The organism is Streptomyces sp. NPDC048484, from assembly GCF_040651415.1.
Classification (GTDB): Bacteria; Actinomycetota; Actinomycetes; order Streptomycetales; family Streptomycetaceae; genus Streptomyces.
Window position 1 is genome coordinate 1 of sequence record NZ_JBEZJY010000081.1, and the last position, 24574, is coordinate 24574.

Genomic DNA, 24574 nt, shown 5'->3' on the forward strand with positions numbered 1-24574 from the left:
CAACAGCCTCGTGGTCGCGACCATCGTGGTGGTCGGCAACATCGTGGCGGCGTCGGCTTCGACGCCGAGATCCGGCCCGCCCGCAAACGCAGCCGGCACCCGCGCGCCACGTGAGCGCCCTGTCTTCCCGACCGCACCCGTCCGCATCAGCCGGCCTCGCTCGGCTCGCGCTGCCCACAGGCCGAACCGGCCCGTGGGCCAGGGAGGTTGAACCATGCCTGTGCCCCACTCCGTGTACGCCGTCTACGGCGTCGTGGTCGCGCCGCCCCACGGATCGGGAAGCGCTCGAAACGGCGCTGGACACCCAGGCCCACCGCCCTGCCAGCGGGAACCCGGCCGACGTACGCGTGCAGCTGTTCACGGTCGGCGACGTCGAGCACACCTTTCTCGGATCGGGTTACGAGCAGCTCGGGCCCAACACCTACCGGGCGGCGCCCTCCCTGCGGGTCAGCGCCGAGCGGGACGACGCCCTGCTTGAGCAGGTGAGGAACGTGGGGCTCACGGTCCGGTCCGGCCCCTGCTGGCACATCGTGCACGACCTGAGCTGAGGCCGGGCCCCGGCGGCTGCCCGACCGCCATACGGAGTACCGCAGACACCCCCGCAAAGCTGCGTTTTCGCAGGTCAGATGGTATCTAGCCCTCACCCTAAAAGACACTATTATTTTATGTGAAGCGAGGGGGCGCCACCCCCAGCCACCCCAATTCGCCGCACAGTCAAGGAGAAGGAGAGCCTCATGGCCACCGCCGTCTCGACCCCGCCCACCGAACCCGCCACGCACAAGGAGGAGGACGCCCCGCAGATCGTCCTGCTCGACCCCGCGCTCGTGGCGCGTGACGAGTACAACGCCCGCGAGGAGGACACCGAACCGGACGAGGACCTGATCAACTCCGTCAAGGAGATCGGCGTCGAGGAGACCATCAGTGTCCGGCCCCGGCCCGACGGCACGTACGGCGCCTTCAAGGGCTGGCGGCGCGCACAGGCGCAGCAGATCGCCAACGCCACCGCCGAACAGGACGGCCGCCCGGTACGCCGGATCAAGGCGCACGTGCGAGAAGACCTGCTCGGCCGAGACGGCTGGACCCGGTTCCTGTCCCTGGTCGAGAACAAGCACCGCGAGGGGATGAGCGAGCGCGACATCCTGAAGTCGCAGGAGCTGTCCCTGATCGACATGAGCGACGTCGAGCGGAAGCAGGCCGCCAAGGCTCTCGGTGTCGGCCGCAACGCCGCCAAGCAGGCCAAGGCGGCGCAGAAGCTCGACGACGCCACCCTTCGCCGTGCAGCGGCCGGGGGCATGGACCTGGAGCAGACCGCCCAGCTCGCCGAGGTCGAGCACGTCGTCGGCGCAGAGCGCCGTCTGATGCGAGCGCTGGAGCGCGACCACGCGGAGGGCAACGGCGGGCGCGGCCACTGGGACCAGGAGATGGCGCTGCTCAAGGCCGAGCAGGCCGACGCCGACACCCGGACCAAGGCCGAGGAAGACCTCAAGACGGCGGACATCCCGCTGCTGGGGCTGCCGGGGTACGGACAGAAGGACACGTCCAAGCCCCTGGCCGAGCTGACCAGCGGACTGGGCAATCCGCTCACCGAGGGCAACCACAAGAACTGCCCCGGCCACAGCGCCCGGCTGGACGACGAGCACCAGCCCGTGTGGCACTGCGCCGACCCGGCCGCGCACGGCCACAAGGTCCGCCCTCAGCCGAAGAAGCCCAGGACGCAGGAGGACGAGCACAGGGCGGAGGAGCGCCGCAAGGTCATCGCCTGCAACCGGGCCTGGAAGGCTGCTGCCGGTCCCCGTCAGGAGTTCGTCGCCCGTCTCGTGCGCCAGAAGACCCTGCCGGATGCGGCCCGCGTCTTCGCGCAGGAGATCGTGCTCACCCTCCCCTACTTCTACAGCTCCTGGGCCGACAAGCACGAGTCCGAGACAGTCGCCCGGTTCCTGGGCGTCAAGGAGCCCGAGCACGCGGACCTGACGGAGACAGCGGTGCAGCTGCCCAAGGCACGCGTCGTGAACGCCCTGTTCGCGCACGTCGCCGCTGCCTGCGAGTACGACATCCGCGAGCCCAAGACGTGGTCGAACCCCACCGTGCGACAGGCCCGCTACCTGCTGCTGCTCGAAGCGCTCGGCCAGGACGACAACGGCAGCTATCGGCTGTCCGAGGTCGAGGACCAGGCGGTCGCCCGCCACCGGCCCGACACCGCCGCCTGACCAACCCTCCCCCAATCCCCGGCCGGGCACGGGCGTGCCCGGCCGGTCCCCCCCACCCCCATGGCAAAGAGAGGCGAACCAGCATGACCGTGACCATGGACGAAGTCCTCGACTTCATCGGCGAACTGCCGGACGCAATCAAGGTCTCGAAGGTCCAGGAGGCCTCCGCACGGCGGCTCACCGCGATCGACAAGGAAGCGTTCGCGGGACTCGTGGCCGGGCGTCAGGCCCGCATCAACGAGTCGCTGCGCCCGGCCCTGCTGCGCGGCCTCACCGGCACCGTGCAGGAGCGCAACCGCACCGGCAGCTGCGCGGCCTTCCTGCTGGACGAGGAGTCCACCCGCATCCTGCGCCGCGACCCGCGCAACACCAAGTACCGCATCCCCGAGAACACGACGCGCTTCCGGCTCCCGGGCAACGGCATCCCCGTCTCCTGCCTGGACGTGATCGAGGACAACTGACCGGGCCAGACGGCGCCGCCCCGGCAACGGGGCGGCGCCCTCCACCCGCCGATCAACCCGGCCGGACCCTCCCAGCCCGGCCCGCACGTGAAAGGCCCTCATGACCAACCAGCAGCAGGCCCCGTCCCCCGACCCGGACGGCGAAGCCCCCGACCGCCCCCTGACCCTCGCCGTGCTGCGCCGTCTGGTCCGCGCGAACTGGAGCCGACTGCCCGGAGACACGCTCGTCGTGCTGTCCCCAGACGCCGAGGGCAACCTCTTCTCTCCGTTCTCCAGCTACAGCCTCGCCCGGTACGCGCCGACCCACGGCGAGCTCGTCGGCGACGTCTTCCCGCTGCCGGAAGAGCTGGAGAACGACGAGAGCCTGCGCGAGCTGTACGGGGACCGCATCCCCGACACCGCCATCACCGCGCTGGTGCTCTACCCGCTCGGCTGAGCGAACCCCTGCGGGGGCAGCCCCCGTCGGCCACCCCCGCCCGCAGGCCACCAGCTCCCCTTCTCCCCGCGGCCTTTTCCTGGCCCCGGTCCTCACGAAAGCGACGTGTCACCGCCATGTCCGCCCCAGCACAAGTTCCCCGGGAAGGACCGCAGGCCCCGGTGCTGGTCATCAGCGACAGCACCGACGACGATCCGGTCGGCCTGCGGACGTGCCCGGTCCCCCGCCTGCACCTGCCATCGCCGCTGTTCAGCCCCGAGGAGTACCAGCGTGCGCCGCTCGTGCTCCTGGACGACCGCAGCTACACCAACTTCACGCTCCGCCACGTCCCGCACCGCCGGGGCCTGATCGTCGTCCTGGTCGACCCCGACAACGGCACCATCTACCCGCGGGCCGCCGCCATCGGCGCCGAGGCCGTCATCCGGGCCGGAGACAATCTCAACTGGCTGCACCTGCGCCTGCACGACGCCACCGACTGCCGCTACGCCCACTGGGAAGCGCTCCTCGCCGGCGGCCCCGCCGACCCTCCCCCACCGGCCAGCAGCTGACGCCCCGCAGACCGAGCCCTCGTCACGCACTCCCGCGATCCGAAGGAACTCACCCATGCACGCGATACCCCAACGCTGTGCCCACCGGCCGCTCGCGGGCGGGCTGGTGGTGCCGTACGTGACCCTGATCCACGACGGCCACGCGGCCTTCGGCGTCCTCGACGCCGACAAGACCATCAACGCCTTCCGGCGAGGCCTGTGCCAGATCTGCGAACACCCGCTGGACGAACGCTGCTTCCTGCTCGTCCGCCCGGCCGACGTCCGCAAGGGCTGCTCCCCGGAACCGGCGCTGCACCCCGAGTGCCTGCCGTACACCGCCGCGCACTGCCCGATGCTGAACGGCACCGTCACGCACTACCGCCGCAGCCCGGTCCTGGCCAGCCACCGGGCCGGACGGCCCTGTACCGATCCGTCCTGCCCCTGCCCGTCCGGCACCACGGACGAGGGTCACGCCGCTCGCAGCGGGAGCCCCGCCGACCGGTACGAGGCCTGGATGATCCAAGTGCACAACTACCAGCTGGTCTCGCTGCCCGAACGGCCCGATGTGCCCTCCGGCATCAGCCTCGACGCGCCCGTCCTGCGTAAACGCGTGTTGCGCACCGCGACCCTCAGCCCCGATGCGCAACACCTGATGGACCTCTGGAACGCCCTCATCGACGGGTCCTGACCGCCCCGTCCCGCACGGAAGGAGACTGCCGTGTTCATCAAACCGGACCCGGCCACGCCCGAGGGCGAGGCCATCATCGATCTTGTCGACCGGATGGACGACCTCCAGGAGCGCACCGGCGAATGGCCAGGTGCGGATGCCTGCACCATCCTCGAAGGGTGGCTGAGCCGCTTCAGTTTCGGGACCTCAGGGAGCTTTCCCCAGCAGGCGACCGGCCGGGCATGGGTGCTGCGCCAGTGGGACCGGCACAGCGATGAGGTGACGCTCTGGTCCGACGAGGCCTCCGCCCTGGCCTCACTGGCGCATGATGTGCGCAGTTCCTGGGACAATGTGGGCGGCATGGACGGTGTCCCGTACCGTCCGCCTGCCGACGACCAGGCGGCCGTGGACCTCTTCTACGGCCCGGAGGAGTGCCGCGAGGACGGGGGCTACACGCTGTACCCCGCCGCCGTCTCCCGTCACGTACGCGCGCCCCTCAACCTCAGCCTCTCGGACGCCGACGCCTGCGCGATGGCGAACAGCTCGGCGCTCTTCCACCCGCAGGAAAGCCCCGACGACGAAGGCCTGCCCTGCATCGAGATCGGCGGGATCCTCGTGTTCGTCTACCTCGACGCCGACCGCGGGGCCGTACGGGTCTCCGTTCATCTGGACACCACCGACGAGCAGTTGGTCCGGGCCGACGGCACGGTCCCGATGCAAGTGGAGATCGAGGACGCCACGGTGTTCGACAACGTCACCCCGCCGTCGGCCCCGGCGGAGCCGACCGGGTGGAAGGCGCTCATCCGGCGCCTCGCCCGCCGTACCTCACTCTCCGGCGGCGGCAAGCGCCGACAAGGGGGTTGACCAACACCCAAGAAACACTATTATTTGTAGTAGGAGGTGTTCGCATGGCCCCGTCCGTCACGCACGTGACCGGCACCATCGCCGGTGACGTGGAAGTCCGCTTCATCGACGGCATCGCCGTCTGCCGGTTCCGCCTCACCGAGACCCCCACACAGTGGGACACCGCCGCACAGAAGTGGCGGGACGGGGCCCCGATCCCCTACATCTGCACCGCCTGGCGGGACCTGGCCAGCAACGCCGCCGAATCGCTCGTCGACGGGGTCAACGTCCTGGCCAAGGGGCGCATCACCGAAATCAGGGACAACTCCATCTACCTGAGCATCGACGACCTCGGCATCAGCCTGCGCAGGCGCATCGCCTACACCGAGACCAGCCTGCCCAGCCCGATCGCCGCACGCCCGACCGCCCCGCCCACGGCGCCCCAGCCCGCCACCACGTCCCGACCTCCCACCGGGCGACCGGGCAGCCCGCCCGCCTGGTGGGAAGGAAAGCGGGCCTCCAACTGGTCCTAGCCCGCCCCCTCCACCGCAGCCGCCGACAGCCTCCCCTTCCCGTCGGCCGCTGGCCACTTCCCCCTTCGCCCGCCCCTGGTGCGGCACCGGTTCGCCTGCCGGTGCCGCACCCCGCCCGAAAGGCCGGCCGACCATGCCCGCACACGCCCTGTCCGAACGAGCCGCACGCGCCGCGCTCGCCGCCCACTTCGCCCCCGGCCAACTCGCCGCCGACCTCGACGACTACACCCCGGCCGAGGTGTGGGACCGGCGCGTCCGCAGCGACGGCAGCGGGCGCCTGGCCCACTACCGGCCGCACGAGGAACTCGCCCAAGCGGAGCTCACCTGCCCGTTCGTCATCCCCTCGGACGAGGAGTGGCCCACCGCCCTCGCCGACCTGGGGCCGGCCTGCCCGCTGGGCCTGTGGGTCCGCGGCCGCGAGCGACTGCCACAGCTGACCAACAGCGCCGTCGCCGTGACCGGCAACCGGGTCCCCACCAAGCAGGCCGTCACCCGCGCGCACGACTTCGCCACCGCCCTCGCCGAGGCCGATCACACGATCACCGCCACGCTCGCCTACGGCGTCGACGCCACCGCCCACCGGGCCGCCGCCGAGACGGGCCGGGCATCCCTCGCCGTCCTGCCGCGCGGCCTCGACGGCGCCCACCCCCACGCCCACGCCGCGCTGCTGCGCTCCATCCTCGGCAGCGGCGGCGCGGCCGTCAGCCTCTACCGGCCCGGCACCGAAGCCAGCGGCGCGACGCTGAAGGCCAGCGCCGCCCTGCTGGCCATGCTCGCCCGGGCAGTGATCCTCGTCGAGGCCCTGGACCACGTCGTGGCGATGCACGCGGCCGAGACCGCGGTCGGCCTCCACCGGCCCCTGCTCGCCGCGCCCGCCACCGGCGACGTCCGCTCCAGCGGCAACGCCCGCCTCATCGACAAGCAGCTCGCCGTGAACAGCCCGGACCCCCACCTCGCACTCGCCCTGCCGCACGCACGCGTGGCCCGCGCCGGCGACATCGCCGACGGCGACCTGCTCCTGGCCGCGGTCTGGGAGCACGGCGCCGACTACTTCAGCACCCCCTACATCGCCCACCCCGAGCCGTTCGACCCGTCGTGCGGATGCGGCGTGTGCTGCCTGGTCACTACGCCCGGCAAGGTGGTGGTGCTGTCCCAAGGCGATCCCTGGGAGTCCTGCGACCCGTGGCCCGCCGACGACCTCCTTCTCATCGTCTCCGCCCAGCGGCTGACCGACCGGCCCCTCGAGGAGTGACCGCCGCCATGTCCCCTACGGCGTACACGCCGTCACTGCCCGGCCTCACCGCCGACGACAACCTGGACACCGTCATCAACTGGGGTGCCGGCGCTGACAGCACCGCCTACATCACCAAAATGCTCACCGCCCCGGACGCCCACGGGATCGACCTCGACCGCACCGCCGTCCTCTACATGGCCACCGGCAGCGAGTGGCCCGAAACCCGGCTCCTGGCCGACGAGTTCATGATCCCGCTGATGCGCGAGAACGGCGTGCGCTTCGTCCAGCTGGCGCGCAACGGGCACCTCCAGGCCGACGGGTTCACGATCCTGGACGACTCCCGCCAGCCCGAGCAGCTCTTCGCGCGCGGGCCGTGGACACTGTGGGACGACCAGGAATCCGTCGGCACGGTGCCCCAGGTGGCCGGCACCCGCAAATGCTCCCTGTGGGCGAAGGGCGACGTCGGCGACTGGTGGCTCAAGCAGGTCTTCGGCGGCCGCCCGTTCCGGCAGATCATGGGCTTCAACGCCGATGAGGAAGGCCGCCGTTTCAGCGACCAGATCACCTCGAAGATGCCCGGACGTACCGGGGAGTTCCCGCTCATTGACTGGGGCTGGCACCGGCAGCAGTGCGAGGCCTACCTGCTGAAGCGGTTCGACGTGCTCTGGCCGAAGTCGTACTGCACCTTCTGTTGCTTCTCCGCATCCATGGGCGCGCTGCCCGCCCACATGGAGCGCATGCGCTCCCACCCGGACATCGCCGGCAAGGTGCTGCGCCTGGAGTACACGGCGATGAGCCTCAACCCGAACGCGAAGCTCTACGGCCGCAAGAGCCTCCTGGAGCTCTTCGACCCAGCCCAGCCCAGGGACCGGGCGTGCCTGGAGGCGTTCGAGCGCGAGCTCGCCATGCCGTGGGCGCTCTACCACGTGCGCCGCCTGTTCCTGTTGTCCGAGGACGGCAGGCGCCGGCCGGTAAAGCGCTCCACCGAGCGCGTCGACCTCGGCCGCCCGCACCAGTTGGCCAGTCGCCTGATCTCCATCTCCGAGCGGCACGGCGTCGACGTCGAGCACGACCCGGTGTACGGGCGCGCCCGGGCCTGGCTCCGCCCCCGCGCACAGGGCTGGCCGATGGCGGAGGAACTCTTCGTCACCGCCCCCGCCCGCGTGATCGACAAGCAGGACAAGTACTTCGAGCAGCACTGGGACGCCCTCGTATCGGGCTCCGCCGCTCAGCTCCCCCTCGTCTGAACCACCCCTCACCGCCACCTCCGGAAGGACTTCCCGTGCGCGCATCCATGCCCTCAGCCCCTGCTCCTCCTTCGCTTCTCCGCCGTGCTGTACCTGGCCACGCCGTCCGGAGCTGACGTACGGGCCGCCATGCAGGCCGGACTCCTGGCCTGCATGACGACCCCGGCCCAGGGCAACGTGATCCCGCCCGGCGCCCTGTACGCGTGCGACAACGGCAAGTTCGGCAAGGGATGGCCCGGCGAACAGGCCTGGTTCGCGTGGCTGACGGCGACCGTCAACCGCTACGGCCCCGACCGCTGCCTATGGGCCGTCGCCCCCGACGTCCCGATGGACGCCGCGGCCACCCTCGCCGAGTCACTGCCCTGGCTGGAGCCCATCCGCGCCCTGGGCATCCCGACCGCGTTCGCCGCCCAGGACGGCAGCGAGCACGGCCTCATTCCCTGGGACTCGATCGACGTCCTGTTCCTGGCGGGCTCCACCGCATGGAAGACCTCACCGGCCGCCCACCGGCTGGCCGTTGAGGCCCGGGAGCGCGGCCTGGCCGTCCACATGGGCCGCGTCAACTCCCGCCGGCGGCTGCGCATCGCGCAGGCCTTCGGCTGCACCAGCTGCGACGGCACCTACCTCGCCTTCGGGCCCGACACCAACCTCCCCCGCCTCCTGGCCTGGATGAACGAACTCCACACCACCCCCACCCTGTTCGGAGACGAGACATGACGACCCGCCTGCGCCATATCGGCGCCGCGATCATGGGCATCCTCGGCCCCATCCCCTCCACCGTGCCCTCCCCGATGACCGAGGAGGAAGGCGCCTGGGTCCGCGCGCACGCCTGGACCAAGGAACTGCGCAAGATCGATGACGCCTACCCCCGCGGCTTCCACCGCTGGTGCTCCTGCGAGCGCGGCATCTGCCCCGGCTGTGCCTCCGGGCACCACGACCGGTGCGTCAGCGCCGGCGGCCCCCGCGTCGACGAGCACGCCGACACCATCACCGACGCCCAAGGGTTCGTCGTCGCCGTGATCCGGTACGGACCGGGCCAGCGGCCCTGCCGGTGGCTCTGCCCCTGCCCTCACCCGGCGGACGTCGAAGAGACCGCCGACACGGGCAAACCCGAGAACCCCCCTGCCGCCCAGCACGCCGTCCCCGCGCACCGGCCTGCAGCCGCCCCGGAGGGACAGCTCCCCCTCTTCGCAAGCGGCCCGCAGGAGCGCGGGGACGGGGAGGCACCGTGAGGTCCCCGGTCCAGGAGACCCTGCCGTTCGAGGACCTGCCGGAGGTACCGACCGCGTCGCCCTGGTGCCAGAGGTGGCGCGAGCGGCGACATTCCTGGGCGCATGTCCGGGACGGAGGCTTCGACGCTCGCCGCTACACCGTGGACGTCATCCCCGACGAGGAGTCCGGCAAGGGGTTCGTGCTCGCACACCATTACTCCGGCTCGTACGGGATTATCTGCATCTGTCAAGTGCAACTGCTGGTCACAGGCTCATGGCTTGTGCAGGCATATCAGTCACGTTCCTCGCCGCTGGATGAGGGAGGGTCGGCATCATGAGGGGCCATGGACGAGAAGCGCGAGCTGGCCGAGGACGAGGTGAACGACCTCCTCAGCGACGACGACCGCGGCGTCGGCGGGGAGGACGACGAGTACGAGTCGTTCCGGTGAACGTACCGGGTGCCTGGGGCAGCGGTCGGCCCCGGCGGCGCCCCACGGGGGAAGGACGGCGTCGCAAACGGCGTTGATCAGGGCGCCCCGCCGTCTTCCATGTATGTGGGAGCGACGGCCGGCCATTGGGGCTCATCTCCGCAACTGCCCGCCCATGCCCACGCGTCCCTCCGGGTATGTCGCACCCGAGCCCCGTCCCCGCTCCGACTCCGCCCTACTGGCCGCATTGCGGCCAGGACAGCACCCCGGACAATGCCGTCGGATGCCGAGGTATGCACGTCCCCGGCCACACTGCCTGTTTCGCCCACCTGGCCGCCAACGACCGTGCTACCTACCTGGCCGGGTTGGGGCCCGGGGACGACATCGACCACCGTGGCACCACCTTCACCGAACCCCTACTCGCAGATCTCCTCAACGCCCTCCGAGACCCCAGCACCGGAAACCTTCAACTCGGTCAAGCTCAGTTCGATTCGGCGACCTTCACCGGGGACGCCTGGTTCGATTCGGCGACCTTCACCGGGGACGCCTGGTTCGGCTCGGCGACCTTCACCGGGCGCGCCCAGTTCGAAGAGGCCACCTTCACCCGGCAGGCCCAGTTCGAAGCGGCGAACTTCAATCACGCCCAGTTCAAATCGGCCACCTTCACCAAGGACGCCGTGTTCAACACGGCGACCTTCACCAGGACCGCCTCGTTTCGCCGGGCGTCCTTTACTGGTGACGTTGAGTTCGGCTCGGTAACTTTCCCCATGGAAGCGGATTTCGAAGCGGCGAACTTCACCAGGGACGCCGATTTTGAAGGGGCGAATTTCAGTCACGCCCAATTCAGATCGGCCACCTTCAAGAACGCCTGGTTCGAGGGAGTAACCTTCCCTGAAGATGCCTGGTTCGCCTTTGCAACCTTCAACGGGACCGCCTGTTTTAGATCGGCGACCTTCACCAAGAACGCCCGGTTCGACTCGGCGACCTTCCGAGTGGATTTTGATTGTGAGGGGGCCCATTTCGGGAAAGACGTGTTCTTCCAGCGGGCTGTTTTTGAGCGCGCGAGCAGCTTTGGGCCGCTGGTATGTGCGGGGCGGGTGCAATTGTCCGGGACGGAGTTCATAAGCGCGGTCGTCATTACGCTTGCTGCACGTCGTGTGCACTGTCGGCGCACGCGGTGGTCGGCGATCTCTGAGCTGCGTTTGCGGTACGCCACCGTGGACTTCTCCCACGCCGTCTTCGAGTATCCCCTGACGATCGCGGCGGAGATCGGCTCTTTCGCCCTTACCGACGGGCGGGCGATGACTGAGCAGGCGTTCGCCGGTGCGCCCGATGCATCGGTTCGTATTGCATCGCTGCGCGGGGTGGATGCTGCCCACCTGGTCCTCGCCGATGTCGATCTGTCGCGGTGCCTGTTCACCGGGGCCGTGCATCTGGATCAGCTCAGACTGGAGGGCGCCTGCGTCTTCGACAAGGTTCCGCCCCCTGCCGGAGTAGGGCGGGGGCCGCGGTTCGCGGTGCGCCGCACACTGGCCGAGGAGCAGCACTGGCGGGCGAGCAGGTCGGGCGCGGCCCGAGGTTGGAACACGGGCGTTCTCGGGGCTGGAGACGTGGGACCGGCACAGTTGGAACCGGCCTACCGGGCGTTGCGCAAGGCATTCGAGGACGGCAAGAACGAGCCGGGGGCGGCGGACTTCTACTACGGCGAGATGGAGATGCGCCGACACGACCATGAGGGTACGACCCGTACCGAGCGCTGGTTGCTGCACGGCTACTGGGCCCTGTCCGGATACGGCCTGCGGGCCTCCAGGGCCATGTACTGGCTCGCGGCCACCATGCTCGCCACCGTGTTGCTGCTGATGGGCTTCGGCATCGCCCAGGACACACCGAAGCAGCAGCTGACCGGGACGATCCCAGCAGGCGGCGGCAAGGTCACCTTCGAGATCGACAAGGACGATCCGCAGAACCCAAGGGACAGGTTCACGGGCGAGCGCTTCGAGAAGGCGTTGAACGTCACAATCAACTCAGTGGTGTTCCGCTCCTCCGGTCAGGACCTGACCACCGCCGGCGCATACATCGAGATGGCATCCCGCCTGACCGAGCCCGTCCTGCTGGGCCTCGCGGTCCTCGCGGTCCGTAACCGCGTCAAGCGCTGACCGACAGAGCTCCCGCCGACGCGACGAAAGATCGGCTGACGATCAGGCCGGTTCTGCACCGAAAGGAAGGTTCTCGAGCGGGCGGGGACCTTCAGAGTCCGACGGATCGCGAGCCACTCCTGGATGGCAAAGGCGGTCTCCCTGCCGATCTCCAGGCGGCGCCGGTTGCGGCGGGCCTTGTGGTTGTCCCAGATCAGGATGTACTCGCGGTCCTGCGCTTCGAGGCAGTCCATCCGCAGCCAGCGCACTTCCCACGGGCGACGGCCGGTATCGCGCAACAGGATATAGACGGTGCGCAGCATGGCCTTCACCACGTCGGGCGCCATGTCCCCGTAGGTGAAGTCCTCGCCGATCAAGTGGATGCGGGCATCGAGCTGGGCGAGTACGTACTCCGGGATGGCCTTGCCGGCCATGTCCTCGGCGGGGTCCTCATACGGGATCTTGTGGTGCGGATGGCGGGCGAAGACGGAGACGACATGGTCGAGGATCTCCAGGCGCCGACCGAAGTCGAGCAGCTGGCAGAAGTGCGCCAGGAGCTCGGCGCGCGATCCGTAGGCGAGGGTTGCGGTGCCGTCCTGGCGCTTGCGGTCGCGGATCGCGGCGACGACCGCGTCCATGTCCGTGACCTTCAGGACACCGGGGTCATGCCCTCCGCCGGGTCGCGCGGACAGGGCCCGCGATGCCGACAGACAGCCCTCGTAGGTGACCCGGAAGTCGTTGTTGTCGGGGGTGGTCTCCTTTACCCAGCGCTCACTACCTGCAGCCCGGCGCGGTCGCAGTTCCGCCGTCTTTGTCCCGTCCCCTTCTGGAGGAACCCATGGCTACGAGTCTTGCCCTCGCCCCGTCCGGCGTGCCCGACCTGACCACCTACGATCTGCTCGCACCCCAACTGTCCGGCGGCAAGGACAGCGCGGTGATGATGGCCGTGTTCATGGACGCGGTCCGGACCGCCGGCGTCGAAGACCGTGTGATCTCTTACCACTCCAGCCTCGGAGTGCTGGAGTGGCCTCCGGTCGTGTTCGAGGGCACCCGCTACCCGGGCGTCTCCGAGCTCGCCTCCATGCAGAGTGCCGCCTTCGGGGTACCTCCGGACCGTCACATCGAAGTCACCCGCACGATGCCCGGTCCGGACGGCAACCCGATGCCGCGCAGCCTGCTGACCGAGATCGCGGCGTACGGCCGGTTCCCGCGCATGGGCAGCCCCTACTGCCGCAAGTACGCCAAGGAGGGCGTGGTCTCGAGCGCCTGGACGCCGATGGTCAACCGCCTCAAGCGCGAGCTCGGCCGCCCGGTGCGGATCCTGAAGGTCATGGGTCTGCGCAGCGACGAGGGAGCCGACCGAAAGAAGCGTCCGCCCTTCCGTACAGTGCTGGCCAACTCCGCGCGGATCGTGGATGAGTGGCTACCCGTCAAGGACTGGCCAACCGACGCGGTCAAGGAGTGGCACACCAGCGCGCCGGTGCCGTACTGCTGGTCGTACGACTCCGTGCCCGGTGCCGGCGACTGGCGGGGCAACACGCGCTGCTCCTGCGCCCTGTGCAGCTACGGGTCTCTTCCCGACCTGCTGCTCTCCAGCGGTCGGCGGCCGCGGCTCGCCGACCTGTATGCCGAGGTCGAGCACGTCCGGGGCGACAGCTTCCGCGCCGACAGGCGCATCGCCGACCTCATTCGGCATGCAAAAACGTGCGGCATCGACCCGGGCGTCGTCTGCCCGGACGACGGCCCGGAGTTCGCCGCCCTGCAGAACCAGGTGCGGGCCGAACTCAAGGAAGAGCCCCGCAAGAAGCCCGAGCTGGCCCGCGACAGCGGCCGCCGCCCGATGTGCGACGGCTGCAGCTGACCACCACCCGGCACTCACCCCCATCAGGGATGGATACTCAATGACGATGACGACGACCCAGCGCATCCTCGACCTAGCTGCGGCGGCACCGGCCAGCCACGGCGAGGACCTGGTACTGCTCCTGAGCGAGGCGAACGAGCTGTACCAGCAGGGGCTTCAGGATCTGCACCGGGATGTGGCAGCGCGCCTCGGCGGACTCGCCTCCGCGGATCTGATGTTCGCCGCAGACACGGCCGGTATGCCCTGTGATGCCTCGCAGGACCGCGACGAGGTGATCCTGCTGCTGGCCCTGGTCGAGTGGGAGATGACGCCGGCCGCCATGGCGTACGCGGAGATGGCCGAGGCCGCCGCGCGCTGCGGTATCTGCTTGATCCCCGAGGAGTAGGCCGTGCGCCGCGGGCGCTGAGCCGAAGCACGATAGTTGTCACCGCTGGTGTCCGCTGATCTGCGGCTTCGATCGAGCAGAGCACGCTGGTATTCACCGGATCAGCGCGCTATCTGTCACCAGAACTGCGCGAGGCACGGTGGTGGTCACCAGCTCCGGCGCTTGTGAACTTCAGTTCGTTATGATCCGCATGTCTTGAACGGGGAGGGACCATGGCCGAAGGCCAGAGCGACCAAGGCACGAACAACACGGAAACCTCTGACAATGTCGTGGATGAGCGGACCGTAGTTGAACTGGCGTACCGGCCCCAGTCTGCCGACACCCTGGTCGGCCTGCGGGTCCGTGAGCGGATCAAGTGGACCGGGCTACTGCTGCGGGGTGCATTCCTCCTCCTGGGGGTAGGCCAATGGCTGGTCTCCACCGTCGTCCGCGGCGGTGTCGACGTGTTCTCGACGGCTGTGTTCCTGCTGGTCGTCTTGATGGTGTGGGGATACCCGCGGCTGCAAGCCGCCCAGGTGCAGCGGCTCGTCGGATGGCAGGGCGAGTACCGCGCCACCGTGTCTCCGGCCGGGATCACCTGCCGTACCGACCACAACACACTGATCCAGAAATGGTCCGTTTTCCAGGGTTACCGGGAAACGGCAGGTCACTTTGTCCTGCTCAGCCGGGATCCCAACATCATGTGCCTCGACGTCTTGCCCAAGCGGGGCGCGCATGAGGCTGGGGATCTTGAGCGGCTACGGGCGATCCTGGACCAGTACACCCCTCGCGTGTGACAGGTGTCCGCCGTTGTGGCAACAGGCGCGCCTCCGTGACAACTATCGCGCTTCGGCTCAGGCGCTGCCGCCGGAAAAAAACCCTGAGCCGCGGACTGGACCTCCAACCGCAACTCCTGCCATTATTTGCGTTGTGAGCCGGGCTGGCCGGCTCACTGCTGACAGGACGGACGGTTCTGCCATGACCTCGCGCCGTGAGCCTCGCCTGGCCGACGCTGCCGAGATCGCGGCTGAACAGGGCCTGACACCCGCACGGATCACCGGCCTCTACACCGGGCGCGCGGAGAACACGGTCAGCGAGGTATTCCCTGAGCCTGTCGACAAGCGCGGCCGCGCCCGCCTGTGGGACCACGCGGAGGTCACCAAGTGGTTCTCCCACCGGGCGCCGGCGCGGCTCGCTGAACACGCACCGCCCTCCCTCGCCCCGGAGACGTTGCTGAACGCCGCGGACGCCTCGAGGTATCTCGGCTACAAGAACCCCAACCAGGTCACCACCTTCGTGCGCGACCACCCCGGTTACTTCCCCGAACCGGACGTCGTCGAAGAGCTGGGTACGGCCGCGAACCGCTACCGCCGACAGTTGTGGAAGGTACAGACCCTGCAGGAGTGGATGGCCACCCGGCCCGGCCGCGGAAGGCGAGCCGGAGGCAAGGAGGCGCCGCCTCTGCCCGAGGTTTCGGTCGACGGTGATCCCGACGAGCTGCTGGGGGCGAGCCAGGCGGCCGCCCTGCTGGGGTTCAAGAGCGTCGGCTCCTTCTCCAGCAGCCTGTCCCAGGGCAACCTTCCGTTCCTGAAGACCACGGACGGGGTCGCCGAGAATGCCGGGCGCCAGAACGGGCGCCGACGATGGACGCGCCGGCGCATCCTCCAGCAGGCCGCCCAGCGGTCCAGGAAGTAGTACCCCCGGTGGTGAGCGGACCTCCGCGCACCACCCCATGAACGCGGCCCCCGGTTTTGGGCGTTGGTCCCTTGCGGACCGGGTGTCGCACGATGGCCGGCATGGCGTGGTTCGCCACCACGCCCCGCAGCAGCACCTGCTGCTGCGGACCGGCCATCGCCCTTTTCAGTTTGAGATTTAACGTCGCGAGTTCACAGGCGATACTGGACAAGGGCCTCTGACAGTTCCAGAACAACTGCCCTCGTCGACTGCAGATTATGGGAGATATGCGGTATGCGGTTTGAGGGAAGCGCTGTGGCCGGCCAGCAACGTACCCCCACTCGCCCCCCGGCCCCTACACCAACCCGCCGGGTCACCGCCGCCTGCCTTGACGCCCTCTTGGCGCTCTTCTGCGGCCTCGCAGCCGGAGCCGCAGTGGGTGTCAAGGTTGTCGGCGGAGTCGTCGAACTCCGCCTCCATTCCCCCACGGTTTGGGCCGCAGCTCTGGGCGTGGCGTTCGGATTTTCCTTCCTCAACCACGTCCTGCTCACCTTCGTGACCCGCGCAAGCCTCGGAAAGCTCACCACAGGCGTACGGGTCGTCCGCACCTCCGACGGCGGCCGCCCCGCCTTCCTCCGCCTGATCGGCCGCTGGCTGTTCGGCTTCTACTGGATGGTGGTGTTCGTCCCCATCCACGTGGCCACGGACAGCGACGTGGAACAGCAGGACGCGGTGGGGATGCGGGTGGTGCGGCGGGACGCAACCCTTTCCTGATGCGAACTCCGTAGGCCATGTTTGAGCTGTGGGGTCGCAGTACACCGGCGCTCTCCTACGCATGGCCATCCAGAACGTCATGGTCGAGGAAGTCCAGTCACCCAACTGTTGAGTGGCACCGAGCCGAGTACTCAAGGAAGAACCACATGCCGAACCCCGGGACGCCCTCCGATTTTGACGATGCTCCGCACATGAGCCCACCGGCCGCCCCTGATGCCGGGCCCCTGGGACGCCCCATCGACTGGGCGGCCACCAGGGAGCGGACGGCCCGGCTCCGCAAACGTCGAAGGGGGATCGGTGGAGCCATTGCCGTCGTCCTCGTGGCCGGGGCGGCAGTCGGGATCTGGCTCGCGACGGGGGATGAGGACGAGGCACCGGTCAAGCACACTGCCGAGATGCCGGTCGGCTTCGCTGGCTACCGGCTCGCGGGCAAGGACGACAAGTCGCTGTGGTCGGCGACGCACGGTGGCGACAATCTCAACCCGACCAAGGAGAAAGCTCACGCGACCTACGTGCGCCCGGACGGCAAGAAGTCCTACATGGTCACCCTGGAACTCAACCCGCCCGTCGACGTCTCCGATCCGGGTGAGGACGACGAGGTCATCTCGGTACTTCTCAACACGAGTGTAGATTCGGGCAGAGTACGGAACTACGCTCCCGGCGCTGTTGGGGGCAAGCTGCGATGCGTGAAGTACGGGGTCGCGAACACGACCAGTTCACGCTGCGTCTGGGGCAACAACACGGCCACCGTCACCGCCCAGCCGGTGATCCCTTCCGGACCTCGGCCGACACCGGCGCAGACGGCCACGGATGTCCAGGCCTTCCTGGCCGAACTGCACATTCGCCCGGTGGAGAAGTGATCACGCGTCTCAACGCACGGTGGTGAGCCGTCACCATCATGAGCTCAGCTTGTTCTTGAACTCTGCCCTGATCACCGCAGAGCGATGGGAAGCACCGTGACCAGCTTCATCTGCGGAGGCTGCGGCGCTTTTCAACGTTGACCGCGATGCGTGCATGGCTTGTGGCACCGCCAGCGCGACGGCCACCGTCGAGGGGCTTGTGACCACGGCCCTGAAGGATGCCGCTGCGGCCCGCCCGTGTCAGGTCGAGGAGAATGCGCGCGGCAACCACGAGCTTGCCCGCCGCCTCGGCACGGTGGTCGACATCCACCTCGACGAAGGCCTCGCTGTGCGCCGCCTCATCCTCAACTGACCAGAGCCGAGTGGCTCCGGGATGTGGAACAGGCGCCCCTGACCGCCACCGTGGGCTGCTCCTCCCTGAGAACCAGCGCGGTCGCAGGTACTCCTGAGCTCTGGCGAAGTCGCATGGTCGGGGCCGTGGAGCCCCGACCATGACCCCGACCACGAGAGTGTTCCTGCATTGTGACCTTGGTCGGGGTCTCGTGGTCGGGGGTCGGGTCGGGGGCTGAGCGTTGCCTCTTCTCCATGACCCGTCCCACATCAGCTGCGGCGGCCGAGTTGGCCCCCAGCCCCGCTGAACCGCTGCGCCTGCAGGTCCTGACCGCGCTCGCCCTGCACCGCATGGCCACGACCGGCCAGTTGCGCCAGATGCTGCGGCCGGACAGCTCCCGCCAACTGGTCTCCCGCGTGCTGAACAAGCTGCGTTCCACAGGCTTCATCGACCTCACCCCGCTGCCGGACTCGGACCGGTCGCGTACGCACGCCTGGTACCTCACCCCCGAGGGGGCGCGGGTAACCCGCGATCTCCCCATCCTGCGTGGCCGTCCGCCGTACCCCATCACCTCGACAACCGCAGCGTCGCTCAAGACTCCGCACACACTGACCGTCGTACGGTCCCACCTGCCGTTTGCGGCAGACGCCCGCAGGCTCGGGCACGAGCACGGCCCGTGGGACTGGACTCCTGAGGTGGCTCACCCCATCGGTGAGGGCGAGCGGCTCGTCGCCGACGCCGTCATGCACTACACCGTCGTCGACGGCGAACACCGGCGGAAACTGCGCGCGTTCGTGGAAGTCGATCGCAGCACCATGAGCAGCGAGCGCCTGGCCGTGAAGCTGATCGAGTATGCGCGGGCATTCCAGTACGAAGCCCAGCCCGTCGGCCGCCGCCGGCCCGTCTCCACCGGCCCGGCCTGGCTTCGCTGGTACCCGGTATTCCCTCGCCTGCTCTTCGTGCTCACCGGCGCCTCCCGGACCCGGCTAGGCGACCGGATCAGTGATCTGCAGGCGATGGTCGCTCAGCACCCGCTCGTCGCGGCCCTCGCCCGCGAGGTTCAGCTGGGAGCCGTCGTCCTGGAGGACATCGAGGAGCACGGTCCGTCCGGGTCGGTGTGGGTGCCGTTGACTGGGGGCGAGCCCCGCCCGTGGACCGATCTGTGATCCCGTCGTCCGTGCGGACCAGAAGGGTCGGACATGCTCAACGAGTTCAGCCTGGTGGCCCTGGCTGGTGGGATTGCCAACTTCACCGGGCTGTACTTCTTTGTGCGGCACCGTCACGGCGGCTGGCGCCGGCATCGGAGAGGGCTGCCTCTCATGCTCGGTGGCTCGGCAGTCTCCGTTCCGGCAGCAGCGGCCCGGGCGTGTCCTCTCCCAGTGTTCTCGGGGGACGGTGGAACGAGTGGGTGCCGGTCGGACTGTTCGTTGCCTCCCTCGGCGCCCTCCTCTACCTCACCGCCCGACTTTTCGCTGATCCACCGGACTGACCTCGCTGCTCCCCGCCGTCGTCAGTCGGCCAGCCGGACGCCCTCACCCACGGGACTCAACTTCCGTTGCTCGCAGGCGGCTGACCTGCGGGCTGGACCCCACCCGAGCCAATTTGGCATTATCGAACCTGTCGCGCTCAGCCCGGGCGCCAGCACCGTCTTGCCGATCCATCTCAAGGGGTAGTGATGTCGCAGGCCGACCGGCTCGTGGACACCGCGCAGATCGTGGCGGAGTTCGGCATCAGCAAGTCCCGGGTCAGCGAGTTGAGCAACGACCCGAACAGCGGGTTCCCTCAGGTGGCCCGTACCGAGGGCAGGAAGCGGTTGTGGCACTACGCCGAGGTCGCCGCGTTCTTCGCCCGGCGGGCGCCGAAGCAGCGCACGTTGCCGACCGCGGTGCTGGAGGCCGACCAGGACGAACTGCTGTCCAAGCAGGAGGTGTCCCAGCTGCTCGGATACACCGGCACGGCCACGATCGACGGCTACTTCCGTGACCGGCCCGACTACTTCCCGCAGCCGGACCACGGTGGTGGAGACGGCCCGCACTGGCGGCGCGGCACCATCGTCGCCTGGGCCACCAGCCGACCGGGCAAGGGCCGTCGCGGATCAGCGGCGTCCGTCCCGCTGCCCGAGGTGTCGGTGGACGGCGACCCCGACGAGCTGCTCGGCACGGCAGAGATCGCCGCCCTGCTCGGCTACGGCAGCGCGGCCTCCTTCTCCAGCGCCCTCTCCCAGGGCCGCATTCCGGAGTTGCCCAAGCCGGACGACACGGAGAAGAAGGAGGGTGTCCGCGGACGGCCCAGCAACAAGTGGCGCCGCGCTACCGTCGTCGCTGTCGCCCGCCGACGCGGCGTGCTGCCGACCGCCGGCGAGGAGCACGAGGACTTGGTCGGAGCCGAGGAAGCCGCCCTGATCCTCGGATACAAGGACGCGGACAGCTTCCTCAGCGCACTCGGCCACGGCTACCTCCCCGGCCTAGACGAGCCGGACGGGCTCGAGTACCGCCGCGGCAGTGCCGGCCGGCCGCGTCAGCAGCGGTGGAGACGCCCCCGCGTCGAGGAGTTGGCCGCACGCCGATCCGCGGCGCCCTGACCGCACCGAAGAGCAAGAATCGGCGCCCCAGACTCTGGTCTGGGGCGCCGTGCTGTTGGGCCGATCCGCTACGCCTTGTTCGTCGGTAGCCCCTCACGCCTGGCGGAAGAGCGGGGGCAGCAGGCCATCCCCCGGCCAGAAGGCCTGCTCGGCTACGAGGCCGGTGAGGAACATGTCGACCTCGGCCAGAACCGCGGCACGCTCCTTCGGTCCGTAGGCGATGAACTCCTCGGCTACGGTGTCGAAGGCGCGCACGTGACTGTGCGGGCCGGCGATGATGAGGGCACGCGCGATCTCGGGGAGACCGAGGCTGAGGGCGTCGCACTCCCTGTCGTGGACGAGCTGGACGAGGTCGGTCGTGACCTTCTCCCAGTCGCCGACCGTCGGCCAGTCGGCGCCGCCGCCCAGTTCGTGGGTGAGGGTGGCCAGCGGGATGATCTCGCCCGGCTTGCGTCCCTGGGTGAGGCGGTTGTGGATCTGAGCTCCGTCGGGCTGTCGTACCTGGGGGTGGAGCAGGGACGCGGCGGCTACCACGACGGTGTTGATCTCTTGGGAGCCGTCACCGAGGTAGTACGGCTCGTGTGCGAAGAGCAGATAGACGTCCGTGGTGTGGACGTCGTCGTCGGGCTGCTCCTGGGTCATGGGGCGGTATCCCTTCAGCGGTGAAGTGCCGGGCTCGCGTCGAGGTGCTGGCCGTGCCGCCGGTTCGAAGCCGGGCGGGTACGGGCCCAACGGGCCTTCCTGGCCGCTGGGCTGGTTCTCCGTGCCGGAGCGGGCTTCGGTGCGGGTGCGCTCCAGGGTCTGGGCGACTTGATCGGCGAGCTGGACCATCAGCCGCTCGCGGTCGATCAGTTGAGCCGAGGCCGAGCGGGTGTCCTGGGTCTGGAGGAGGCCGGCGGCGTCCCACAGCAGGTTCTGGCCTATCTCGGCCGAGCGGCGCAGTTCGTGGCGGTCGCTGTCGGCGGCGGCCTGGACGACGTAGGTGTGCAGGACCGCGAGACGCTGCAGGTACTGGCAGGCGGCGTCTCCTTCGACGCTGCGGACGTGTTCGCCGGCCCGGGCGTCGAGCCGGTCGGGCAGGTGCTCGGCGAGCAACGGGGCGAGCAGCATGCCGGGCAGCACCAGGTCGCCGGGGATGCCGCGGCCGAGGGCGAACAGTGCAGCGACGAGGCTGATGACCCCCACGGCGACCGCGGAGAGCCGCAGGGATGCGGAGCTCGCGGGGGCCAGCGCGATGCGGCAGGCGGGACGCCGGGTCAGCCAGCGCACGGCCAGCCGCTGGGTCAGCGTCGCGTCCGGGGTGAGCACCCCGATCTGCCGAGGGAGTTCGGGCAGAGTGCCGTCACCGGGCACCGTCCAGGCCAGCCACCCCCACCCGGTGCGCTCGTACACGAGCACGGGCTCACACGTGCCGGTGCACGCAGTGTCGCGGCAGCCATGGCCGGACTGCAGCGCGCGCGATCGTTCGTCCTCCCACCGTTTCGGATCGCAGGCGAAGGGACGGAGACGCTGCTGGGATGCCGTCCGGGGTGGTGTGCGGAGCGTGTCCATCACGAAGTGCTCCCTTCCAGAAGGTCGGTTATGGCGGCCAGGGCAGAGGTGCAGGTCGCGCAGCGGCCGTCGCCGTCGGGGTGAGCGCGGCGGGGAGTCGGCCCGGGGCAGGTGCGGCACAGCGGCCAGTCGAGGCAGGCCGGACAGAGGTCTTCACCGGGGCGGTGCCGGGCCTGCCGCAGCCCGCGCATTCGACGAGCGCCCGGTAGGTGAGCGCCCGGGAGACCGAGCGGTCGGCGGGGGCCGTCGTGGAGGGCTTCGGCGTCGAGAAGAGTTCGTCCGGGGCGATGTCGTCGACGCTGGCAACGGGAGGCGGGTAGAGCTGGGCGGAGCGCAGTCGGGCGGCGACGATCGCGTCGACGGAGGTGCGGATCTGGCTCGGCAGCGGGCGGCTGGTGATGACGTGGCGCAGTTGCTCGGAGCTCCAGCCGGCGTCCAGCATCGCGGTGATGACCCGGCCCTGGTCGTACAAGGCCTTCTCCTGCAGGAGCAGTTCGGGGTGGGCCGAGCCGATCGACAACAGCAGCTGGGTGCCCGGATCCAGATCCTGCGGCGCCGGCGTGTCCGTCCACTGCCCAGGCGCAGCCGGGCGGCCGCTCGTGCGCTCGCCGGAGGCGCACGGAGGGAGGGAACTGGTCTTCTGCTTGTTGGTCTTCTTACTGATGGTGTTCTTTGTGGGGCGGTCAGCCAACGTAGGGTTATCCAGTCCTGGATTTCCCGACTCTGGTTGCGACCTGGTGCTTTGCAGGGCAGGCAGATCGGTGATGAAGTACGTGGCCGAGCCGAGGGTGCCGTCGGGATTACGGTCGCGGTCCCGCTGCAGGAAGCCCTGGCGCGCAAGCTCATCCAGCCCGGTCGTCACCGCGTCCACGCCCTCGCGACCCCGCCGGGCCAGGTCCGCGACCGTTATGTGCCAGCCCTCGCGATGGGTGCTGATCAGTCCGAACAGCCCCTTCGACTTGAAGGACATGCGGTTGTCGCGGAACAGGCCGTTGGCGATCTGGGTGAACTGGTCGCCGGCCATCACGCCGCGCCGGATGCCCATGCCGTAGTCGCCCTGGCCGTCCCTGGGTGCCGACGGCGCGTGGAGCACCGTGGCGGCGTCCGCCATGAGGGCGTCGACGAAGGTGGGGTGGTCGGTGATGGAGTAGACGATCTCGCCGAGGGTGCCGTTCGTACGGCGCAGGCGTTCGCGGATCAGGTAGCCGTGGGTCTCCAGTTCCTTCAGTCCGGTGCGTACCGCGTCCCGTCCGTCGGGTCCGGAGCGGACGAGGCCGGCGACGGTCACCTGCCAGCCGGCCTGATGGGTGCTGATGTATCCGAAGATGCCTTTCGCCTTGAAGCTGACGCGGCCGTCGCGGAACAGGCCGTTGGCGATCTGGGTGAACTGGTCGCCGGCCATCGAGCCTCGACGGATTCGTGCTCCGGTCATCGCGCGTCCCTAAGCGCGCTGTGCGCGCGACTGCCGGGGCATCCCACACCGCTCGCGGAAGCGAGACGGCCGGTGCCCGCGGGCGAGGAGACGCGCGTGAGATCCATGCACGGCAGCTCACCCGTCGACCCCGACCACAGCGGCGACCACAACCCCCGACCATCGATCACGATCCGGCAACATGCACGCCGGGCTGCCATGGTCGGGGGCGTGGTCGGGCCGACCACGCCGCCGGGCAGCTGCCACGCGCGCGGCCGCCTGGTGCTCATGACGGCAGGGTGCTGCGCGGTTCAGACCAGGCGCGTCGTGCTCGTGGTTCACCCCGGCGTACGTCTTCTCGGAGACGCACGCCAGTGCCCCGAGTTGTACGCGGTGACGGCAGCGGCTCCCCTCCCAGACGATGTGGGGCGCACGGACTTGAGGCGGCACCGCCACATCGTCGCTATACCGGAGGTGATGCGGCCCGCCCTTGAATGGGTGTCTCGGGTCTGATCTCTTGGCCTCAACGCGAGCCCCTGCCATCGGCAGGGGCTTTCCGTGCCAGGCCCGTCGGGGAACCGCACGAAATCTCCGGAACCGACGGAAGCCGACATGGACGAGTGGTGGGTCGAGGGCTCGCATCCCAGCGTCGTGCTTCCTGACGCGGATCTGCTGAACGCGCCCCTCGAAACGCCGAGTTGCGGGGCTAACCCCTGGGTCTTCCATCGTCCTCATCGCCGTCCCCGTCCGGTACGGCGCACCTTTCCGATACAGCTCGTGGAGGAGCAAGTGAGCAACGAGCAGGGCACCCCCAGCCCGGATCCGTCCGGCACAGCGGTCGGTGGGCGTCCAGCGCAGCCCGCGCAGGAGGCCGGGGACAAGGCCTCGGAGCGGAAGGACTTCACGAAGAGGGCCGGCCTGGCTGCGATCGGCGGAGCGTTCTCCGGAACGTTCCGTGTCGTGGCGGCGTCGGTCCGCGACACCCTCCTTGGAGACTCCGGGACGGACTGAGGCCGCCCGCGGCGGCGGTCCGGGCCACCAACCGGGTCCCGCGGCCCGCGTTGCACGACGGTGTGATCCCCGCTGCGCAATCGGTGCGCACTACCGACTGCGCAGCGGGCGGCCCGGGGGGGGGGGCGGGCCCCCCCGCCCCCCCCCCCCCGGGGAGGGGGGGGGTGGGGCGGGGCGAGGGGTAGGGAAAAAGTATATGAGGGGGTGGTTGTGTAAGGTGGGGGGGC

The 24574-nt window shown here is 69.4% G+C and carries 26 protein-coding genes; 23 read left to right on the top strand and 3 right to left on the bottom strand.

The window, feature by feature from the left end; translation table 11 throughout:
• Nucleotides 1-347 precede the first annotated feature (347 nt).
• The 13 genes from AB0D14_RS42470 to AB0D14_RS42530 all read left to right on the top strand — a co-directional run bounded on the left by AB0D14_RS42470 (nt 348) and on the right by AB0D14_RS42530 (nt 11950).
• Nucleotides 348-548: a hypothetical protein gene (locus AB0D14_RS42470; protein ID WP_362790154.1), complete on the top strand. Its 201-nt coding sequence runs from the start codon at nt 348-350 to the stop codon at nt 546-548.
• Nucleotides 549-734: 186 nt separating this feature from the next.
• Entirely contained in the window at nt 735-2207 is a 1473-nt protein-coding gene (locus AB0D14_RS42475; protein WP_362790157.1) for a ParB N-terminal domain-containing protein, read from the top strand.
• An 83-nt stretch (nt 2208-2290) separates the two neighbouring features.
• The gene (locus AB0D14_RS42480; protein ID WP_362790160.1) at nt 2291-2668 is read left to right on the top strand and encodes a hypothetical protein; all 378 of its coding nucleotides are present in this window, start codon (nt 2291-2293) and stop codon (nt 2666-2668) included.
• Between the two features lie 100 nt (nt 2669-2768).
• A complete protein-coding gene (locus AB0D14_RS42485; protein WP_362790163.1) occupies nt 2769-3104 on the top strand; it encodes a hypothetical protein in 336 nt (111 codons plus the stop codon).
• Between the two features lie 161 nt (nt 3105-3265).
• Nucleotides 3266-3652 carry a hypothetical protein gene (locus tag AB0D14_RS42490; protein WP_362790166.1) on the top strand — a complete coding sequence of 129 codons (387 nt, stop codon included), beginning with the start codon at nt 3266-3268 and terminating at the stop codon, nt 3650-3652.
• A 55-nt stretch (nt 3653-3707) separates the two neighbouring features.
• On the top strand, nt 3708-4319 hold the full coding sequence (locus AB0D14_RS42495) for a cell envelope biogenesis protein OmpA (RefSeq protein ID WP_362790168.1): 612 nt from the start codon (nt 3708-3710) through the stop codon (nt 4317-4319).
• A gap of 30 nt (nt 4320-4349) precedes the next feature.
• Nucleotides 4350-5162, top strand: a complete 813-nt coding sequence (locus AB0D14_RS42500; protein WP_362790171.1) for a hypothetical protein — start codon at nt 4350-4352, stop codon at nt 5160-5162.
• Nucleotides 5163-5206: 44 nt separating this feature from the next.
• Nucleotides 5207-5674, top strand: a complete 468-nt coding sequence (locus AB0D14_RS42505) for a single-stranded DNA-binding protein (protein WP_362790173.1) — start codon at nt 5207-5209, stop codon at nt 5672-5674.
• 133 nt (nt 5675-5807) lie between these two features.
• Nucleotides 5808-6926, top strand: coding sequence for a DNA-processing protein DprA (locus AB0D14_RS42510; RefSeq protein ID WP_362790175.1), 1119 nt, complete (start codon nt 5808-5810; stop codon nt 6924-6926).
• Nucleotides 6927-6934: 8 nt separating this feature from the next.
• On the top strand, nt 6935-8155 hold the full coding sequence (locus tag AB0D14_RS42515) for a hypothetical protein (protein WP_362790178.1): 1221 nt from the start codon (nt 6935-6937) through the stop codon (nt 8153-8155).
• Between the two features lie 84 nt (nt 8156-8239).
• Entirely contained in the window at nt 8240-8872 is a 633-nt protein-coding gene (locus tag AB0D14_RS42520; RefSeq protein WP_362790180.1) for a hypothetical protein, read from the top strand.
• On the top strand, nt 8869-9387 hold the full coding sequence (locus tag AB0D14_RS42525) for a DUF6248 family natural product biosynthesis protein (protein WP_362790183.1): 519 nt from the start codon (nt 8869-8871) through the stop codon (nt 9385-9387). The genes AB0D14_RS42520 and AB0D14_RS42525 overlap by 4 nt, the downstream gene beginning before the upstream one ends.
• A 700-nt stretch (nt 9388-10087) precedes the next feature.
• Complete coding sequence (locus tag AB0D14_RS42530; protein ID WP_362790186.1) at nt 10088-11950, top strand: pentapeptide repeat-containing protein; 1863 nt, start codon at nt 10088-10090, stop codon at nt 11948-11950.
• Here the strand turns inward: AB0D14_RS42530 and AB0D14_RS42535 are convergent.
• Nucleotides 11842-12567, bottom strand: coding sequence for a hypothetical protein (locus tag AB0D14_RS42535; protein ID WP_362790188.1), 726 nt, complete (start codon nt 12565-12567; stop codon nt 11842-11844). The two genes, AB0D14_RS42530 and AB0D14_RS42535, sit on opposite strands and share 109 nt — an antisense overlap.
• Nucleotides 12568-12767: 200 nt before the next feature.
• On the opposite strand from AB0D14_RS42535, the gene AB0D14_RS42540 reads away from it, so the two are divergent.
• From AB0D14_RS42540 to AB0D14_RS42580, 9 genes are all read left to right on the top strand, one after another.
• Entirely contained in the window at nt 12768-13790 is a 1023-nt protein-coding gene (locus AB0D14_RS42540; RefSeq protein ID WP_362790191.1) for a phosphoadenosine phosphosulfate reductase, read from the top strand.
• Between the two features lie 46 nt (nt 13791-13836).
• Nucleotides 13837-14175: a hypothetical protein gene (locus AB0D14_RS42545; protein ID WP_362790193.1), complete on the top strand. Its 339-nt coding sequence runs from the start codon at nt 13837-13839 to the stop codon at nt 14173-14175.
• 212 nt (nt 14176-14387) lie between these two features.
• On the top strand, nt 14388-14951 hold the full coding sequence (locus tag AB0D14_RS42550) for a YcxB family protein (RefSeq protein ID WP_362790196.1): 564 nt from the start codon (nt 14388-14390) through the stop codon (nt 14949-14951).
• Between the two features lie 181 nt (nt 14952-15132).
• The gene (locus tag AB0D14_RS42555) at nt 15133-15849 is read left to right on the top strand and encodes a hypothetical protein (protein WP_362790199.1); all 717 of its coding nucleotides are present in this window, start codon (nt 15133-15135) and stop codon (nt 15847-15849) included.
• 273 nt (nt 15850-16122) lie between these two features.
• Nucleotides 16123-16602 (top strand): RDD family protein, encoded by a 480-nt coding sequence (locus AB0D14_RS42560; protein WP_362790202.1) that lies wholly within the window; start codon nt 16123-16125, stop codon nt 16600-16602.
• Nucleotides 16603-16793: 191 nt separating this feature from the next.
• Nucleotides 16794-17462 (top strand): hypothetical protein, encoded by a 669-nt coding sequence (locus AB0D14_RS42565; RefSeq protein ID WP_362790205.1) that lies wholly within the window; start codon nt 16794-16796, stop codon nt 17460-17462.
• A gap of 154 nt (nt 17463-17616) precedes the next feature.
• The gene (locus tag AB0D14_RS42570) at nt 17617-17814 is read left to right on the top strand and encodes a hypothetical protein (RefSeq protein ID WP_362790208.1); all 198 of its coding nucleotides are present in this window, start codon (nt 17617-17619) and stop codon (nt 17812-17814) included.
• 233 nt (nt 17815-18047) lie between these two features.
• On the top strand, nt 18048-18959 hold the full coding sequence (locus AB0D14_RS42575; protein WP_362790211.1) for a replication-relaxation family protein: 912 nt from the start codon (nt 18048-18050) through the stop codon (nt 18957-18959).
• 509 nt (nt 18960-19468) lie between these two features.
• Nucleotides 19469-20374 carry a hypothetical protein gene (locus AB0D14_RS42580; RefSeq protein WP_362790213.1) on the top strand — a complete coding sequence of 302 codons (906 nt, stop codon included), beginning with the start codon at nt 19469-19471 and terminating at the stop codon, nt 20372-20374.
• Nucleotides 20375-20467: 93 nt separating this feature from the next.
• Here the strand turns inward: AB0D14_RS42580 and AB0D14_RS42585 are convergent, their stop codons facing one another.
• Nucleotides 20468-21766, bottom strand: coding sequence for a hypothetical protein (locus AB0D14_RS42585; RefSeq protein ID WP_362790216.1), 1299 nt, complete (start codon nt 21764-21766; stop codon nt 20468-20470).
• A 187-nt stretch (nt 21767-21953) separates the two neighbouring features.
• Nucleotides 21954-23357, bottom strand: a complete 1404-nt coding sequence (locus AB0D14_RS42590) for a hypothetical protein (protein ID WP_362790218.1) — start codon at nt 23355-23357, stop codon at nt 21954-21956.
• Between the two features lie 768 nt (nt 23358-24125).
• On the opposite strand from AB0D14_RS42590, the gene AB0D14_RS42595 reads away from it, so the two are divergent.
• Nucleotides 24126-24347 (top strand): hypothetical protein, encoded by a 222-nt coding sequence (locus AB0D14_RS42595; RefSeq protein ID WP_362790221.1) that lies wholly within the window; start codon nt 24126-24128, stop codon nt 24345-24347.
• Nucleotides 24348-24574: the final 227 nt, after the last annotated feature.

Excerpts from the sequence above, each read along its gene's own strand:
- AB0D14_RS42475 (WP_362790157.1), top strand. The coding sequence starts at position 735 with ATGGCCACCGCCGTCTCGACCCCGCCCACCGAACCCGCCACGCACAAG.
- AB0D14_RS42480 (WP_362790160.1), top strand. The coding sequence starts at position 2,291 with ATGACCGTGACCATGGACGAAGTCCTCGACTTCATCGGCGAACTGCCG.
- AB0D14_RS42485 (WP_362790163.1), top strand. The coding sequence starts at position 2,769 with ATGACCAACCAGCAGCAGGCCCCGTCCCCCGACCCGGACGGCGAAGCC.
- AB0D14_RS42495 (WP_362790168.1), top strand. The coding sequence starts at position 3,708 with ATGCACGCGATACCCCAACGCTGTGCCCACCGGCCGCTCGCGGGCGGG.
- AB0D14_RS42505 (WP_362790173.1), top strand. The coding sequence starts at position 5,207 with ATGGCCCCGTCCGTCACGCACGTGACCGGCACCATCGCCGGTGACGTG.
- AB0D14_RS42510 (WP_362790175.1), top strand. The coding sequence starts at position 5,808 with ATGCCCGCACACGCCCTGTCCGAACGAGCCGCACGCGCCGCGCTCGCC.
- AB0D14_RS42515 (WP_362790178.1), top strand. The coding sequence starts at position 6,935 with ATGTCCCCTACGGCGTACACGCCGTCACTGCCCGGCCTCACCGCCGAC.
- AB0D14_RS42525 (WP_362790183.1), top strand. The coding sequence starts at position 8,869 with ATGACGACCCGCCTGCGCCATATCGGCGCCGCGATCATGGGCATCCTC.
- AB0D14_RS42530 (WP_362790186.1), top strand. The coding sequence starts at position 10,088 with ATGCACGTCCCCGGCCACACTGCCTGTTTCGCCCACCTGGCCGCCAAC.
- AB0D14_RS42535 (WP_362790188.1), bottom strand. The coding sequence starts at position 12,567 with ATGGACGCGGTCGTCGCCGCGATCCGCGACCGCAAGCGCCAGGACGGC.
- AB0D14_RS42540 (WP_362790191.1), top strand. The coding sequence starts at position 12,768 with ATGGCTACGAGTCTTGCCCTCGCCCCGTCCGGCGTGCCCGACCTGACC.
- AB0D14_RS42545 (WP_362790193.1), top strand. The coding sequence starts at position 13,837 with ATGACGACGACCCAGCGCATCCTCGACCTAGCTGCGGCGGCACCGGCC.
- AB0D14_RS42550 (WP_362790196.1), top strand. The coding sequence starts at position 14,388 with ATGGCCGAAGGCCAGAGCGACCAAGGCACGAACAACACGGAAACCTCT.
- AB0D14_RS42555 (WP_362790199.1), top strand. The coding sequence starts at position 15,133 with ATGACCTCGCGCCGTGAGCCTCGCCTGGCCGACGCTGCCGAGATCGCG.
- AB0D14_RS42560 (WP_362790202.1), top strand. The coding sequence starts at position 16,123 with ATGCGGTTTGAGGGAAGCGCTGTGGCCGGCCAGCAACGTACCCCCACT.
- AB0D14_RS42565 (WP_362790205.1), top strand. The coding sequence starts at position 16,794 with ATGAGCCCACCGGCCGCCCCTGATGCCGGGCCCCTGGGACGCCCCATC.
- AB0D14_RS42570 (WP_362790208.1), top strand. The coding sequence starts at position 17,617 with ATGGCTTGTGGCACCGCCAGCGCGACGGCCACCGTCGAGGGGCTTGTG.
- AB0D14_RS42575 (WP_362790211.1), top strand. The coding sequence starts at position 18,048 with ATGACCCGTCCCACATCAGCTGCGGCGGCCGAGTTGGCCCCCAGCCCC.
- AB0D14_RS42580 (WP_362790213.1), top strand. The coding sequence starts at position 19,469 with ATGTCGCAGGCCGACCGGCTCGTGGACACCGCGCAGATCGTGGCGGAG.
- AB0D14_RS42590 (WP_362790218.1), bottom strand. The coding sequence starts at position 23,357 with ATGACCGGAGCACGAATCCGTCGAGGCTCGATGGCCGGCGACCAGTTC.